The organism is Microbulbifer salipaludis, from assembly GCF_017303155.1.
Lineage (GTDB): Bacteria > Pseudomonadota > Gammaproteobacteria > Pseudomonadales > Cellvibrionaceae > Microbulbifer > Microbulbifer salipaludis.
In genome coordinates, this window is sequence record NZ_JAEKJR010000001.1 from 1,108,258 (window position 1) to 1,123,421 (window position 15,164).

13 protein-coding genes are annotated in these 15,164 nt (G+C 61.9%); 6 read left to right on the forward strand and 7 right to left on the reverse strand.

Annotated features, from left to right (window positions below; genetic code table 11):
• Positions 1 to 136 precede the first annotated feature (136 nt).
• Both JF535_RS04615 and JF535_RS04620 read left to right on the forward strand, forming a co-directional pair.
• The gene (locus tag JF535_RS04615) at positions 137 to 1,093 is read left to right on the forward strand and encodes a branched-chain amino acid transaminase (RefSeq protein WP_206999562.1); all 957 of its coding nucleotides are present in this window, start codon (positions 137 to 139) and stop codon (positions 1,091 to 1,093) included.
• Positions 1,094 to 1,271: 178 nt separating this feature from the next.
• Entirely contained in the window at positions 1,272 to 2,180 is a 909-nt protein-coding gene (locus JF535_RS04620; RefSeq protein WP_206999563.1) for a hypothetical protein, read from the forward strand.
• 211 nt (positions 2,181 to 2,391) lie between these two features.
• On the opposite strand, the gene JF535_RS04625 is transcribed toward JF535_RS04620, so the two are convergent.
• Both JF535_RS04625 and JF535_RS04630 read right to left on the reverse strand, forming a co-directional pair.
• Positions 2,392 to 3,735, reverse strand: a complete 1,344-nt coding sequence (locus JF535_RS04625) for a UDP-glucose dehydrogenase family protein (protein ID WP_206999565.1) — start codon at positions 3,733 to 3,735, stop codon at positions 2,392 to 2,394.
• 129 nt (positions 3,736 to 3,864) lie between these two features.
• Entirely contained in the window at positions 3,865 to 4,890 is a 1,026-nt protein-coding gene (locus JF535_RS04630; RefSeq protein WP_206999567.1) for a glycosyltransferase family protein, read from the reverse strand.
• A 279-nt stretch (positions 4,891 to 5,169) separates the two neighbouring features.
• Between JF535_RS04630 and JF535_RS04635 the strand changes: the two genes are divergently transcribed.
• Together JF535_RS04635 and JF535_RS04640 are read left to right on the forward strand one after the other, a co-directional pair.
• Positions 5,170 to 6,105 carry an ELM1/GtrOC1 family putative glycosyltransferase gene (locus JF535_RS04635; protein WP_206999569.1) on the forward strand — a complete coding sequence of 312 codons (936 nt, stop codon included), beginning with the start codon at positions 5,170 to 5,172 and terminating at the stop codon, positions 6,103 to 6,105.
• Positions 6,102 to 7,226, forward strand: a complete 1,125-nt coding sequence (locus tag JF535_RS04640) for a glycosyltransferase (protein WP_206999571.1) — start codon at positions 6,102 to 6,104, stop codon at positions 7,224 to 7,226. Before JF535_RS04635 ends, JF535_RS04640 begins: the two co-directional genes overlap by 4 nt.
• 56 nt (positions 7,227 to 7,282) lie before the next feature.
• Here JF535_RS04640 and JF535_RS04645 read toward each other — a convergent pair whose 3' ends face one another.
• Genes JF535_RS04645 through JF535_RS04655 form a run of 3 tightly spaced genes read right to left on the reverse strand, consistent with a single transcriptional unit; the run spans position 7,283 to position 10,520 of the window.
• Entirely contained in the window at positions 7,283 to 7,951 is a 669-nt protein-coding gene (locus tag JF535_RS04645) for a YrbL family protein (protein ID WP_206999573.1), read from the reverse strand.
• Positions 7,948 to 9,075: a glycosyltransferase family 4 protein gene (locus tag JF535_RS04650; protein WP_206999575.1), complete on the reverse strand. Its 1,128-nt coding sequence runs from the start codon at positions 9,073 to 9,075 to the stop codon at positions 7,948 to 7,950. Before JF535_RS04650 ends, JF535_RS04645 begins: the two co-directional genes overlap by 4 nt.
• Positions 9,076 to 9,107: 32 nt before the next feature.
• The gene (locus JF535_RS04655; RefSeq protein ID WP_206999577.1) at positions 9,108 to 10,520 is read right to left on the reverse strand and encodes an O-antigen ligase family protein; all 1,413 of its coding nucleotides are present in this window, start codon (positions 10,518 to 10,520) and stop codon (positions 9,108 to 9,110) included.
• Between the two features lie 160 nt (positions 10,521 to 10,680).
• On the opposite strand from JF535_RS04655, the gene waaA reads away from it, so the two are divergent.
• The gene (gene waaA / locus JF535_RS04660) at positions 10,681 to 12,021 is read left to right on the forward strand and encodes a lipid IV(A) 3-deoxy-D-manno-octulosonic acid transferase (protein ID WP_206999579.1); all 1,341 of its coding nucleotides are present in this window, start codon (positions 10,681 to 10,683) and stop codon (positions 12,019 to 12,021) included.
• Positions 12,022 to 12,109: 88 nt separating this feature from the next.
• Here waaA and JF535_RS04665 read toward each other — a convergent pair whose 3' ends face one another.
• Both JF535_RS04665 and JF535_RS04670 read right to left on the reverse strand, forming a co-directional pair.
• Positions 12,110 to 13,009, reverse strand: a complete 900-nt coding sequence (locus JF535_RS04665) for a glycosyltransferase (RefSeq protein ID WP_206999581.1) — start codon at positions 13,007 to 13,009, stop codon at positions 12,110 to 12,112.
• Between the two features lie 11 nt (positions 13,010 to 13,020).
• The gene (locus JF535_RS04670) at positions 13,021 to 13,899 is read right to left on the reverse strand and encodes a glycosyltransferase family 2 protein (RefSeq protein ID WP_206999583.1); all 879 of its coding nucleotides are present in this window, start codon (positions 13,897 to 13,899) and stop codon (positions 13,021 to 13,023) included.
• Between the two features lie 286 nt (positions 13,900 to 14,185).
• Between JF535_RS04670 and JF535_RS04675 the strand changes: the two genes are divergently transcribed.
• Complete coding sequence (locus JF535_RS04675; RefSeq protein ID WP_206999585.1) at positions 14,186 to 15,091, forward strand: glycosyltransferase family A protein; 906 nt, start codon at positions 14,186 to 14,188, stop codon at positions 15,089 to 15,091.
• The last annotated feature ends 73 nt before the right edge of the window (positions 15,092 to 15,164 follow it).

Here is a 15,164-nt window from a genome sequence, read left to right on the forward strand (position 1 = left end):
AACTGTTTTTCATCAGGCTCTGTACTGTAGGAGCCCGCCTGCAGGCGAATTGGCTCGACCCGGTGTAGACCGCTCCCGCTCCTTCCCCCAGGCCGTTCCTACAGAGTGCGTTTATAGAATTTTGTAGGAGTTTCCCATGTCTTTTGCCGATAGAGACGGCGTTATCTGGTTTGACGGTGAACTGGTTCCCTGGCGCGACGCCCGAGTCCATGTACTGACCCACACCCTGCACTACGGGATGGGCGTGTTCGAAGGCGTGCGCGCCTACGAGACCGCCGATGGCGGTACCAGCATCTTTCGCCTGCACGAACATACCCGCCGCCTGTTCCGGTCTGCCAAGATCATGAATATGCCCATGCCGTTTGCGGAAGAACAGCTGAACGAGGCCCAGCGACTGGTGGTGCGCGAGAATGGGCTGAAAGAAGCCTACCTGCGCCCGATGGCATTTTACGGCTCCGAAGGTATGGGGCTGCGCGCCGATGCGCTGCAGACCCACGTGATTGTTGCCGCCTGGGAGTGGCCGAGCTACATGACCCCGGAAGCGCGTGAGTTGGGCATCAAGGTCAATACCTCTTCGTACACCCGCCATCATGTGAACATTGCCATGTGCAAGGCGAAGGCCAACGGCAACTACATTAACTCCATGCTTGCCCTGCAGGAGGCGATTCGCAACGGCTGTGAGGAAGCGCTGTTGCTGGATCCGGAGGGGTATGTGGCCGAGGGCAGCGGTGAGAACTTCTTCCTGGTCAGCGACGGCGTGATCTACACCCCGGAACTGACCTCTTGCCTGGACGGGATTACCCGCAAATCGGTCATCCAGCTTGCAGAAGAGTGTGGCTACAAGGTGGTGGAAAAACGCATCACCCGCGACGAGGTGTACATCGCCGATGAAGCCTTTTTTACCGGCACCGCCGCGGAGGTACTGCCGATCCGGATGCTGGACGGGCGCACCATCGGCGCCGGTCGCCGTGGCCCCATCACCAAGCGTTTGCAGCAAATGTACTTTGACGCGGTACAGGGCCGGAGCCCGGCGCATATGGGTTGGCTCAGTGACGTGCACGAAACCTGTGAGCCGATGGCGGCCTCTGCCTGATCGGCACCGACCGGTATCCGGTGGAAATAAAAAGGGCGGCAACCTCCGGGTTGCCGCCCTTTTTTATGGGCCGCAACGAGAGCCCTTCCCTAGAGGCCCCCAGGCGAATCCCTTAGAATGGCGTTCAGCTGTTACACAACCCATCGAATACCGTCTCTGGCGGGGCAAGGTCTGTCGAATGTTTTCCTATTTTATGAAGAAGCGCCTGCGCAAACACGACGCGGTCAACAACCGCAAGCTGGAGTCGATCCTGCGCATGCAGTTGCTGCAGCAGCAGGCGTTGACCAGTCGCGAGATGGGTGTGGGTAACGACAAGGCGCACAATATCGTTGTGTCCCTGACCTCGTTTGATCGCCGGATCCACGATGTGGTGTACGCGGTGGAAAGCCTGTTTCAGCAGTGGGTGAAGGCGGACGCGGTGGTGTTGTGGCTGTCCACCAGAAATTTCCCCGACCGCATCCTGCCGGAGAGCCTCGAACGGCAGAAGCAGCGGGGCTTGCAGGTGTTCTTCGTGGATGAAGACTTCGGGCCCTACAAGAAATACTGCTATGCGTTTGAGCGCTTCCCCGAGAGCCTGATCATCACCGTGGATGACGACACGCTTTACCCACCGGATATGATCGACCAGCTGTACCGCGCCTACCTGCGGGCGCCGGATGCGATCCACTGCCACCGCGCCCATAAAATGCGCCTGGACGGGCAGGGCAAGTTGAAGCCCTACGATAGCTGGGACTCGGGCCGGCGCTGGAGCGAGGATGACGAATACCCGTCACCGCTGGTGTTTCCGACCGGCGTGGGTGGCGTACTTTATTTCCCGGGTGCCTTGCATCCGGATGCCTTTGATGCCGAGAAGTTCATGCGCCTGTGCCCCAACGCAGACGATATCTGGCTCAAGGCCATGAGCCTGAAGCAGGGCACACCTTGTGCGCCGATACTGGATTCCCGCGACTGGACCACAAGATTTCTGTCGCTGGCGGGCAGCCAGGGTTCGGCGTTGAGAAAAGAAAACTGGCGCAAGCGCGGCGGCAACGACTGCAAAATACGCGACGTGTTCCAGCATTACGATTTGTACAAGCTGCTGAGATAAATGCAGACAGTTGCTAGTGCATTGAATTTGGATGGGAAGGCGCCGATACCGGGTATAGCTTTGCAAGACCTTCACCGCCATGGATGGCGGTGCAGAGCCCCATGGATGGGTTAACGGGGGGCGCCTAGCTCGTGTCTTGCAAAGCTATACCCGGTAGCGGCGCCGCCACCGGGCAAGACTCCGAGCCCCGATGCTTGGCGCTTGGGAAGTATTAGCCGTTGTTGGCTACCTGCGGACGCCCCACGCAGTAGTAATCAAACCCGGCCTCTGCCATATCCAGCGGGTGGTACAGGTTGCGGCCATCGAACACGACCGGCTCGGACAGGCTGCCGCGCACGGTCTGGTAGTCGAGGGATTTGAACTGCTGCCATTCGGTGGCAATCACCAGGGCGTCGGCGCCGGAGAGGGCGCTGTCGCGGGTGCCGCACAGCTGTAGCTCGTCGCGGTTGCCGTAAATGCGCTCGCATTCCTGCATCGCTTCCGGGTCAAAGGCTCTGACCTTGGCGCCCATCTCCCACAGGTTCTCCATCAGCACACGGCTCGGCGCCTCGCGCATATCGTCGGTGTTGGGCTTGAACGACAATCCCCACAGGGCGAAGGTCTTGCCGGAGAGGTCCTGGCCGTAACGCGCGATGATTTTTTCCAGCAGGTAGTGCTTCTGCTTGTGGTTGCGCTCCTCCACCGCATTCAGCACTTTCGGGTCAAGGCCGAGCTGGGTGGCGGTGGTTTTCAGGGCCTGCACATCTTTCGGAAAACAGGAACCACCGTAGCCGATTCCCGGGTAGATAAAGTGGTAGCCGATGCGCGGGTCGGAGCCGATGCCCTGGCGCACGGATTCGATATCCGCACCCACCCGGTCGGCGATCACCGCCATCTCGTTCATAAAGCTGATCTTGGTGGCGAGCATACAGTTGGCCGCGTACTTGGCCAGCTCGGCACTGCGCACATCCATCACGATCACTTTGTCGTGGTTGCGGTTGAAGGGCGCGTACAGCTGGCGCATCTTCTGCTCGGATGCATTCTCGGAGGTGCCGATAATAATGCGGTCGGGCTTCATGCAGTCTGCCACCGCCGAGCCTTCCTTGAGGAATTCCGGGTTGGAGATCACATCAAACTCCAGGTTCAGGGCATTGCGCTCCTGCAGGGTGCGGGTGACTTCCTCGCGCACCTTGTCCGCCGTGCCCACTGGAACCGTGGATTTGTTGATGATGTATTTTTTGCCGTCCATGTGCTCGGCAATGGTGCGGGCCACAGTGAGTACATAGCGCAGGTCGGCGGAACCGTCTTCATCCGGCGGAGTGCCTACGGCGATGAAAATAAGCTCGCCATGGGCGACACCTTCGGCGGCGCTGGTGGAGAAGGTCAGGTTGCCGGATTCATTGTTGCGTTTGACCAGCGGCTCCAGCCCGGGCTCAAAAATGGGGATATGCCCCTGTTTCAGGCGTTCAATCTTGTTTTCATCGATATCGATACAGGTAACCCGGTGGCCGGCTTCCGCCAGTACCGCCGCCTGTACCAGCCCCACATAACCGGTGCCAAAAACCGTTACATTCATAATCGTTCTCCAATTCCTTTATTGTCCATTGGCCCGTTACCGTGCCCGATACCTCGTCAGGTGGGCTCAGCACGCGGGGGACGTCAATTAGTCTGCAGCACCGTCAGGTGGATGTGATGTGTCGCCTGATCACCGCATCCAGACATAGTCGTGGCTGAATTTCGAATCCGTTGTCGCTTCCACAATGTACTGGGCAAACAGCGTGTTGTTCATTTCCCGGTGAAAGAAGGCTCTGCAATTTGCGGCCCAATGGCGGCGCCTGGCGTCGTCCTGGTGAAATGCCAGCAACTGGCGCTGCAGTGTGTCTTCGCTATCGAAGTAAGCCAGGCTCTCCGGCGGGAAGATATCGTCAAACCCCGCCGCCGCATGGGTGAAGACCAGCAGGCCATTGCCTGCCAGCTGCGCAATACGGGCGGAAGAATACCACTGGAAGCCCTCCTGTCGGTTCAGGTTCAGGCCCATTTTACTGCGCGCCAGCTTGCGTTCGTAATCCAGCCCCCACAGGGTGGGCTGGTCGAAGAGCCCGGGGGTGTGAAAGCGGAAGTCTTGCGGCAACTGCTCGCGCAGCTGGGAGACCAGCTGCCCGCGCTCGGTATGCTGGCGGGAGTTACTGCAGAATAGCAGGTCGGCCTCCAGTGCCGGGTCATCGCCGGCGATCGCGCTCACATCGGCGTGTTCCACGCTGGGGTCCACCGGGTTCGGCATATGCCAAAGCCGGGCGCGGTTGCCGGCAAATCGTTGGAGTTCGTTGGGGCCGGTGGATACGAACATGGCGTCGGCAATAGCGCAGCGCTTTTCGATGTTCGCCGCATTGCGGGGTACGAACAGCGGATCGTTATTGCAGGCCGCGAGCAGGATATTCGGATGCCGGCGGCGGATTTCGGCAAAGGTGTCGTTTTCAATCAGGTCGCAGTGGCCGAACACGATCAGCTCCGGCTGAAACGCATCCACTGTCTGCAGCAGCCGGCGATTGGTCTTCTTTTTGCCCAGTTCGCGGATACCCAGTGGGGCTTCGAAGCGGGCCACGTCGCGATCGCTGAAGGCCAGCACATTGTGGCCGGCACGGATCAGGCCCGTGTAGAGCTTGAGCGCCCAGCTGACCCGGATGTAGCCGTACTTGCGGTGCTGGTGATTATCGACGTGAAGAATACGCATAGGGGAGGTGGCACCAGCGGTCGCGGCATCGTTTATGGAATCGTTTGCGGCATAGTTTGCCACATCGTTTGCCACATGGTTTGTCACGTGGTTTGTCACATGGCTTCTCGGTGCCGGGCATTATACTGCCCGACCCTTGCGGTTCAATTGCGCCAGGTCCCAGTTTTGGCGGGGCCGGGGCGGCGTCGCGGCGCGCGCTCCCTTCATTCCATATGGCGCCTGCGGTAGCATGCGTGGTTTCTACCGGTGACCACGGGATGGCAGTATGAGGCAAGCGCATTGCTGACAATCTGGCGATTTATGGATGGCAACCGCGCCCACGAGAAGCAGAGCGCGGCACTGGTGAGTGGGCTGCGCGCCGTGCTGGGTGCGGACCAGCTGGTGTGCTGTGACCTGAACTGCGACGAGGTGCGCTTGCCGTTGTGGCGCAAGGCCCCGCCATCACTGGCGCAGCTGCCGATACCTGATTTCATCCTGGGTGCCGGTCACCGCACTCATTGGCCGGTGGTGCGGGCGCGTAGCTTGTTCGGCGGTCGCAGCGTGGTGATCATGCAGCCCTCCCTGCCCCTGGCGTGGTTCGACTTTGCGGTTATTCCCGAGCACGACCGGCCGCCACCGCTGCAAAACGTAATTCTTACCCGCGGTGCGCTGGCAGAGCCGCTTCCCGATCTTCCCCCCGAGCCTGATCGCGCCCTGCTGTTGCTGGGCGGGCCCAGCAAGCATTTTCACTGGGATGCGGCGAAGGTGTCCGCCGTGACCAGCAGGCTACTGCTGCGGCCCCGTCGCTGGATCGTATCAGACAGCCGCCGCACGCCCCCGGATACCCTGGCACAGTGTGCCGGCAATGGCATCGAGCTGCATGCCTGGCAGGCGTGCCCCGAGGGCTGGCTGGCAGAGCAGATGGCGCGCGCCGGAGAAATCTGGGTGACCGGTGACAGCGTGTCGATGATCTTTGAGGCGCTGCAAAGCCGGGCACCCGTGGGCGTGATTCCCATGCCAAGCCGCCATCCGCGCAACAAGATCCGCTCGGCGCTGGACCGGCTGCTGGACGAGGGGCTGGTGACGGACCGCATCGCAGAAGAGGTGCCCGGCGCGGTGCCGCACACTCCCGCACTACGCAAACCACTGGCGCAGGAAGTCCTGTGTGCGCAGGCGCTGCTGCGGCGCAGCGGGTGGGCCGCAGCACAGGTCGCCTTGCCGGGGGCGGCGCAGTGATTTTGATTGCCACACAGTGCTTTCCCCCGGACCGCGGTGGCATCGAGGGGCTGATGGGCGGCCTTGCGGATACGCTGAGTGCCACTGGCCAGCCGGTGGCCGTCTATGCGGATCAGGCGCGCACGCAGGTGTCGTCCCGCTCGTGCAGCTACGACGTCCATCGCTTCGCTGGCTGGAAGCCATGGCGGCGCTGGCGCAAGGCGGCGGCGATACGCGCGGCCATTCGGGCTGGCGAGGCGTCGGGGAACACGGCTCCGGCTGTCACCGGGGTGTATGCGGACTCCTGGAAGAGCGCAGAAAAGTTGGGGGCGTTGCCTGTGCCGTTGGCGGTGCTCGCCCACGGCATGGAGTTCCCGGCTCATCCATCCGCGCGCAAGGCCGCGCGAATCCGTCATGCGCTGCGCTGTGCCGATACGGTGATTGCCAACTCCTCGTACACCGCGGATCAGGTTGCGCCCTATCTGCGGGGCAAAACCCGGTTGATAGTGATCAACCCACCCATCGGACCACAACCTCCGGTGCTGGAAACAATGCAGGCGGAGCTACGCGCCCGGGTAGGGGGCGCGTCACCGGTGCTCACCACAGTGGCGCGCCTGGAACCGCGCAAGGGCGTGGATATGGTGATCCGCGCACTGCCGGCGATCCGTCAGGCCTACCCGGGAGTCATCTATCTGGTTGCCGGTGGAGGCGACGATCGCACCCGCCTGGAGCATCTGGCCCGCGAACAGGGGGTGCTGGACTGTGTGCATTTTCTGGGGATGGTGGATGATGCGCAAAAAGCGGCGCTGTACGACTGCAGCGACCTGTTTGTGATGCCGGTACGGCGTGAGGGCAGTTCGGTAGAAGGGTTCGGTATCGTCTATCGCGAGGCCAACTGGTACGGCGTGCCGGTGTTGGCGGGGCGCGACGGTGGCGCGGTAGACGCGGTGGCCGAGGGGAGCAACGGAGCCCTGTGCAATGGTGCGGACCTGGCGGACGTCACTGCAACAATCCTGAAGTTGCTGGGGGACGAGCCCGGGCGCCAGGCAATGGCCGCTCGCGCAGCGGAGCTGGCGCGCGGACCGGCCCAGTGGAAGACTGCGGTACACGAATTTTTGTCGGCGTTGACGCCTTCACGCTGAGCCTGTTGACCCCAATGTACGTATTGTTTTGACAGGGCGGTGCAAGGCCGCCCGGATCAGTTTCCCTTGAGCCGCTCGGCTTTTTTCCAGGGAATACTGCGATCGGAAATTTCCCAGTGAATACGCTTCCACATTTTCTCGATACGCCGCTCGATATAGCGTTTCCGCGACACCGAAATATATTCTGGTAGTGGCAAAAACGCGGCACTGCCGAGGCCGTCCACAAGATAGAGTTCCGCTTGCCCTTTACGAGTCACCACTACCAGATTGTGCGGCAGCAGGTTTTTGGTCAGTACGCCGGTGGCGCGCAGCCATTGTGAGAAGCGGTCGAGCGCGCCCTGAATAGGGGTGTCCAGCCCAAAATGGGTGAGATGGGTTTCCAGTGTCATCGCCGGTGTGCCCTGTTCGTCCAGCAGCAGTTCCGACACCGCACCCGGTCCGGCGCTGGTGTCGGTCATACCGTACCAGCGGGGAAGATGGGCCCATACCGGGCTGTCTGCGGGCGCATTGCGTAAAACCCGCTGCTGGTAGCCCGCCAGCTCCCGCGCGTTATCGTCGAACTGGCTGTCGCGGGCCAGGGCTTTGTACCAGGGCGCGCGCTGGCGAAGCTCCGCGACGCGGCCGGGCCGCATGACTTTGACACAGCGATCGGCGAAGTGTGGATGGTGGTAGCAGTGGCGGTTGCCGCCTGAGGCAAACGGTGTGCTGTTGCTGAGGTCAATCAAACGTCCGTTCCCGAGTTTGGTTTCCGCGCAATCAGGCGCTGGTACAGTGCCAGGGTCTGTTGTGCCTGGTGCTGCAGGGTAAACGCTGCGGGCAGGTGCGGCGTGGCTGGAGTGTGCAGCAGCTCCCGTGTTTTGCTCACCAGCTGCTGGCGGTCGCCGTTTTCAATCAAGCCTTGGGGGAAGCCCGCACGCAGGGATTCCGCGGGGCCGCCCACGTTATAACCAATGACCGGCACCTGCATGGCCAGCGCTTCAATCACCGTGCGGCCGAAGGGCTCCGGCTTTTGTGACAGGTTGTACACCAGCGCGGCGTGCCGGTACCACTCCCGGATATCGCTGCGGTGGCCGGTAAAGGTGATCCTGCCGGCAATGCCGTGCTTTGCCACCAGCGCGTGCAGCTCCTCGGCATAGTGCTGTTTGTTTTTTTCCGCTTCGCCCAGAATGATTCCCTGAACCTCCTCTCCTTGCCGGGCAAGCTCGGCTATCAGGGCAATAAAGGCTTCCTGGCCTTTCCAGCGGCTCAGGCGCGCTGGCAGCAGTAGCCAGCGGCGGTCGCGCAATTCGGGAAACTCCCCCAGGGTGTTTTCGAGCCAGCCTGCGGGGGCCGGAACCTGCGGGGAAAACTCGCGGGTATCCACCCCACGGAAAATGACCTCAGGCGCTGCGCACAGATCCTGCGGGTAGCTAGTGAGCAGGTAGTCCTTCACGCAGTCGGAAATGGCAATGACCTGCTCGGTGCGCGCCATGATCGCGCTATAGCGATTGACCGAATACAGGCCGTGCGCGGTGCTCACCAGACGAGGGCGCGTGGCCGGGTCGAGCTTTTTCCAGGCCAGATAGGTGATCCACGCCGGCACGCGGGAGCGGACGTGCAGGATATCCGGCTGCAGCTCGCGGATCCGTTGGCGCAGGGGGCGCACCTGCAACAGGCTGGACAGGGATTTTTTGTGAATTGGCAGCGTGATGTGTCGGCTGCCCTCCATTTCCAATTGCTCTACCAGCCGGCCGCCGCTGGAAATAACAATGGATTCGTGGCCCTGTTGCACCAGCGCACGGGCCATGTCGAGGGTGCCGCGTTCGACGCCGCCGGCATTCAGTGCCGGTAATAATTGAATAACCTTCAAGGCAAAGCGCTCCCCTACACGATTCCCAGCCGCTAGCGCGGAGTGTTTGCGGCGGCCTGCCGGCGCTTTGCCGCCCAGATCTGGGTCAGCAGCCCGCCACCGACCAAGGCGAGCACATAGCGGCCACTGTCGTAAAAAAGGTAGGACTCGAACAGGTTGACGATGGCAAAAAACACCGTAAAAGACAGGCAGAAAGTCAGGGTGCTGCCGGAGATCAGGCCGGCCCGGTAGTAACGCAGGCAGCGGCTGACCAACCAATACACCAGTGCGCCGAGCAGAAGCAGCCCCAGCAGGCCAAAGTTCACCAGAAGATCCAGGTAGCTGTTGTGCAGGTGGCCAAAGTTTTCTTTGATCGCCGGCGGCAGGTGTTCGGAATGGTCGAAAATCAGGCTGCGGCCGTTGCCGCCCCAACCCACCAGCGGGCGCTCGGCAATCCAGTCCAGTGCCTCTGCCCAGGTGCGGAGACGTATGCCGGTGCTGGTCAGCGGGAGGTTGTCGAAGTTCCCCTGCTGTACCTGGAGCATGGTGTTCTGCTCGGCCTCCAGGCGCTGGCTGACAATGTCGCCGATGCTCAAGTAGCCCACCAAAGTGGCCGCACCGCAGACCGCGAGGGTGGCCGCCAGCAGGTAGCGGCGATGGTTGTGGAAATACTTGTGCACAACGACCACACCGGCGCAGGCGATCACCAGCAGCGCGAACAGCATGCCGGCCCAGACGCCCCGTGTTTGTGTCAGCAGCAGTGCGGTGATGCAGATGGTCAACGCCAGCAGCCAGACCGCACGCACGACCCAGCCGCCCCGTCGGCTACGCAAAATATCTGTGGCAAAGGCCAGCAGCCCCAGCGCGGCGGTGCCGAACAGCATGGCGGTGTGCTGCGCGTTGTGCAGCCCAAAATCGACACGGTTACCGGAAAGTCCCTGCTGCCACTCCTGCCAGCCGCCACCAGAAATCCATGGGGAAAGCAGCAAGCCGCAGAGTGCCGCGAGCCACAGCACACCGGCATTTCTTGCGCTGCCGCCCAGCAGGATGGCCACCGGAATCATGGCAAACCAGTTGGTTAGTCGGTGCACCTTGAACGAGGACTCTGCCCACTGCGGATGGGTCAGCCAGGAGCAGCCCCAGGATATGAGGGCGACGACAATGGCGGCGATGGCGAGCCACAGAATACCGGAGCGGCGCAGGGAGACGCCGTGTTGTGGGCGCCCGTAAATGGCCAGCATCAACAGGCCACACAGGATCGCCAACTGCGCGGCTTTTTCCGGCAGGGAATCCAGGCTGATACCGAAAAATCCATAGGTCAACAGCGCGGGTACGCCGATCAGCGGTAGCCATGCACGAGACTGCAGCAAGCGGTTGGGCTGCCACCCGTGCTGCAGGTTGAACTTGCGGGAACCGGTGCTGGCAGTAGAGGTTTGTCCGGCAGGGCTAAACGGCGGTGTGGTCATTGGGGAGATTGGCTCGGCTACAGCAGAGTTTTGACACTGCGGGAATTGGATCGCACCAGAGTGGCGCGCAGATGGGTTAGAATGCTACCAAACACGGGGGGCATGTCCACGGAATTTGTCCCCACTCTGACAATGTGTATGGGCTTCCGCTGTAATCTTGATGCGCCATCTTTATACCTGGTTTTTCCGGCTTACCCTGCCGCTGATGCTGTTGCATCTGTGGTGGCGTGGTCGCGCCGATCCGGCCTATCGCAAACGCTGGAGTGAGCGTTTTGGGCTGGTGCCCGATCGTCCGGGGGCCCGCCGGCGCTGGCGTGAGCGTTTCGGTGTGGTGCCAGACCGTGCCAGCCGCGCGCCACTGATCTGGATCCATTCCGTCTCCGTGGGGGAAACCCTGGCGGCGGTGCCGCTGATCGAGTCCCTGGCCGCCCGCCACCCGGGCTGGCAGTGGTTGGTAACCACCACCACGCCGACCGGTTCCCAGCGGGTGCACGATGCGCTCGAGCCCATTCTCAACGGGCGCCTGCTGCATTATTACCTGCCGTTTGACCTGCCCGAGTGCCTGTCGCCGTTCCTCGCAGCGCTGCGCCCCAGTATTCTGGTGAGTATGGAGACGGAGTTGTGGCCCAACCTGCTGGCCATTTGCGACCGCCGAAACACGCCGGTGATTCTGGTGAATGGGCGCCTGAGCGAGAAGTCGGCCCGGGGGTACGGGCGTTTTTCTCGCCTGAGCCGACAGATGCTAAGTCGCCTGACCAGAGTGGTGGCCCAGTATCCGGCGGATGCCGAGCGCTTCATCCGGCTGGGTGTGCCCGCGGACAAGGTGGTGGCGGTAGGTAATATCAAGTTTGACCTGCATATTGGTTCGGGGCAGATCAGTGAGGCACAGGCGCTGGCCCATCAATGGCGGGGCACCGAGCGGCGGCCTGTGTGGCTGGCGGCAAGTACCCACGCCGGGGAAGACGAAATTGTGCTCAAGGCCTATGCGGCGCTGCAGGAAGAGTTTCCCGGTCTGCTGCTGGTAATTGTGCCGCGCCACCCGGTGCGTTTCGACAGCGTGGCGCGGCTGTGCCGCGAGCAGGGATTGCGTGTGGTGCGCCGCAGTGACCGGGTTCCCCCGGGTGCCAGAGATCAGGTTTTACTGGGCGATACCATGGGCGAGCTGCTGCGATTTTATGGCGCCTGTGATGTGGCGTTTGTGGGCGGTAGCCTGGTGCCGGTGGGCGGGCACAACATGATCGAGCCGGCCGCCTGGGGGGTGCCGGTGGTATCGGGCCCCCACCTGCACAACTTCAGTACCGTCTCGGGCCTGATGGAAGAGGCTGGCGGCCTGGTGGTGTGTGACGATGCGGCGCAACTGGCGGCGCAGGTGGGTGACTGGCTGCGCGATGCGCACAAGCGTGAGACTGCCGGCGCCCGTGGGAGAGAGGTCGCCGCCCAAAACAGCGGTGCCCTGGCGCGCACGGTGGACGAGGTGGAGCTGCTGATGCGAGCCTTGTGACGTACGTTGAAACCCCGGTTATGAACCGCAAAAAGGCCGGCCGCGAAAGCGGCCGGCCTTTTTTGGTTGTGGCGGCTTGTGCGGGCGCTCAGTGCTTATCGGTCGCCTTGCGTACGCTGCTGCGAATCTGCGTATTGAGCTTGCTGCCGGTGTAGCGGCCTTTGCTCACATGGCGTATGCGATATACCCCGGGAATATCCAGCGGTACGCCCTGGGTGCCCAGCAGCCAGCGGAAAGCCCGGTCCTCGTGGGCCTTGCACCAGCGTTCGGCGGGCTTCTGATAGTAACTCAGGCAATCGCAGTAGCCGCCGGCGCGGGCGACGTCGCCGTGGGCAATCTGCAGCGGCCCGGTGGCGCGGTCGCGTGTCTGCTCCACAAAGCGGGTGTCATCGATCTCGATAACGCGCAGCTCTGCCGGGTCAAAATTCAGCATGGGGTCGTTGTCAGCGAGCAGCGAGGTGATGCGCTCGCGGGACGGGAACACCAGGCTGTCGCGACGGCCCTGCAATAGCTCCGCCAGCCGGTCGATGCAGTGCTCGCGGAACATCAGGTCGCAGTCGGTAAACCAGATCCAGTCGGCCTTGGTGGCCAGGGCGGCCTCGTTGCGCCCGATGGCGCGGCGGTACAGGGATTCCTTGGGTAGCTCGCGCCAGTTCCAGGTCACCCCCGGCACCTGCTGTCGGCCGAAGAAGTCCAGTACCGCTGCGGTGCGGGTATCTTCACGGTTGTAGTACACGGTCATGGTGACCGTGGCCTTGGTGGGCGGGTAGAGCGCCAGCGAGCTCAGCTGGTAGATCAGAAAGTGGGAGTACTGCCAGCAGTGGCTGACCACTTCGATATCCAGCACGCCGGTGCGTGCTGCGCGCTCGCTCTCTGTGGGTAGCGGCTTCTGGAACAGCGAGGCGGGCACCCAGCCGCTGGCGGCCAGGCGCAGAAAACGGCTGACAATCGGGTCCGACCAGTGTTTCTTGGGGGAAGTGGCGTTCATTGGTGAAACTCTTATACAGGGGCGTCGGGGGTGATCGGCCGGTTGCTATCCGGCTCGCTCGGGGCGTAGCCACTTTCAACCAGTTGGCGTATGCCGTGCGGAGTTTCCACGATACCTTCCTTGGCAACGCGCACACGCAGGGCTTTGTTGCGGGCGACAATTTCCGGGTCGGCGTAACCGCGCGGATGATCCAGGTGGATACAGATGGCGTCAAAGCGCACGTGGCGCGGCTTGACCCCGGCGTTTTCCAGGCGCACGCCAAATTCGCGGTCGAGCCCGCCCCAGGCCATGCGCTCGTCAAAGCCGTTTACCCTGAGGATATCGGCTTTCCAGGCAGAGGCGTTGGAGCCTTTCAGGTTGCAGGCGGTGGGGGTGAGCCGGTTCAGCAGGGGCGCCCAGCGTTCACTGGCGCGTAGCTTCAGGGTCTTGCGGCGGGTCTTCAGGCCGTTGGCCTTGAGCCAGCCGTAGTCAAAGCAGCGCCCGGACAGGATGTCTTCGCGAGTGATTGATTCGCTGGTGCTCATGGGCAGTTTGAAGTAGCTGCCGGACAGGAAGTACCCGGGCGCCGCGCGGCGTTTGTGCACGGCAAGAAAATCGGCACGGGGAATGCAGTCGCCATCGGTGAACACGATGTAGTCGCCGCGGGCTTGCAGGATCGCTTTATTGAGAATCCGACACTTGCGGAATCCGTCGTCTTTTTGCCAGATGTGGCGGATGTCCAGTCCGGTTTCGGCGCGCATACGCGCCACCAGTTCACCGGTTTCCGCGCTGGAGCCGTCATCCGCCACGATGACTTCCAGAGGCGGTTCGCTCTGGCAGCTATACCCCCACAACACTTTTTCCAGCCAGACTGGAGAATTGTAGGTGGTCATGATCACGGAGAGCTTCATGGCGGGTGGTTCCAATGTAATCACACAGTAGTATCAGCGGGTACCGCTGCTTTGGATTGCTTCGGGGTGGCCGGCCTTGGCTGAATGCGTGGTCAGCATTGTGAGGTGCTACCCCGTTCCGAATCCGTGGCACAAAAACGGCGCATTCTAGGGGTTTTTACCGGTGACTGCACCTGTAAGATGTTAGTGGCAACGGTGACCCGGCGCCCACACATCTGCGGACTGACAGACATTGGCAGGGCGCAACTTCTGGTATGCTGCGCCAAATTTTTACGGACGCCGGGAAATGCATATTTTTGTCTTCTCCTATAACCGCGGGCCCTTCCTCGAGAACTGTATCCGCTCCATTGAAGCCTGCGCTCCGCAATGCGGACTGACCGTCATCGACGATGGCAGTGACGATCCGGATACGCAGCGGGTGCTGGCGGAAATTGGTCAGCGGCACCGGGTTGTGGACAAAACGGCCGAGTCCGGTCACAAGCTGGGTGGGCTGTATGCGAATATGCAGGCCGCCTATGAGATGGCCGCGGACGACGAGCTGGTCTGTTTCCTGCAGGACGATACGCAGATGGTTCGCCCTCTGTCCGATGAGGATATAGAGGCGCTGCGCCAGAGTTTTGCGCAACAGCCGGATCTCGGGTTTATTTCTCCGGCGTTTGTGCGGGGCATCTCCCTGAAGAAGAAAGCAGACCGGGATTTTCGTTTCGATGCGGAGCGCGATTTCTGGTTCTGGTACCCGCGTAAACGCTCCACCGGCACCTGGTTTTCCGCGCTGTTGATTGCCGATCCGCGCCGGCTACGGCAGGTGAACTGGCAGTTTGAGGTGGGTGAGTCGGTCAACAACCGCAAGGCGGCGAAGCTTTTCTGTCGTATGGCCCGTATGCGCGCGCCGTTTTCCATGTGGTTGCCCAATGGGCGGGCCTATCGTGGCAAGCAGAAATCCCTGGCGCTGCGTTTTGGTGAGTGGTCGCGGCGCTGCGGCTTGTACCCGTTACAGATAATGTCCGAGCAGGAGGTTGCGGCCTTGAAATCGGCCCAGCCTGCGCGGCTGCCTGTGGCAGAAGACTGCCTGAAGACCACGCGCGGCCATGTTAAGGTGCCCTGGGCCTATGACCCCATGCAGGGCGCCGGCTGGCTGAAACTGCTGGATCGCCTGGAGCGCAAGCTGCGGGGGTTGTTCTCCCGATCCTGACGGCGGGCAACCGGGTCGGTGGCTGTGCCGACAACAAAAATTAACCACAAACAATAACGATCAACAACAAGCG

What these genes read in the sequence shown, in the direction of transcription:
- JF535_RS04615 (WP_206999562.1), top strand. Translation starts at nt 137, where the DNA reads ATGTCTTTTGCCGATAGAGACGGCGTTATCTGGTTTGACGGTGAACTG.
- JF535_RS04620 (WP_206999563.1), top strand. Translation starts at nt 1,272, where the DNA reads ATGTTTTCCTATTTTATGAAGAAGCGCCTGCGCAAACACGACGCGGTC.
- JF535_RS04625 (WP_206999565.1), bottom strand. Translation starts at nt 3,735, where the DNA reads ATGAATGTAACGGTTTTTGGCACCGGTTATGTGGGGCTGGTACAGGCG.
- JF535_RS04630 (WP_206999567.1), bottom strand. Translation starts at nt 4,890, where the DNA reads ATGCGTATTCTTCACGTCGATAATCACCAGCACCGCAAGTACGGCTAC.
- JF535_RS04655 (WP_206999577.1), bottom strand. Translation starts at nt 10,520, where the DNA reads ATGACCACACCGCCGTTTAGCCCTGCCGGACAAACCTCTACTGCCAGC.
- waaA (WP_206999579.1), top strand. Translation starts at nt 10,681, where the DNA reads ATGCGCCATCTTTATACCTGGTTTTTCCGGCTTACCCTGCCGCTGATG.
- JF535_RS04665 (WP_206999581.1), bottom strand. Translation starts at nt 13,009, where the DNA reads ATGAACGCCACTTCCCCCAAGAAACACTGGTCGGACCCGATTGTCAGC.
- JF535_RS04670 (WP_206999583.1), bottom strand. Translation starts at nt 13,899, where the DNA reads ATGAAGCTCTCCGTGATCATGACCACCTACAATTCTCCAGTCTGGCTG.
- JF535_RS04675 (WP_206999585.1), top strand. Translation starts at nt 14,186, where the DNA reads ATGCATATTTTTGTCTTCTCCTATAACCGCGGGCCCTTCCTCGAGAAC.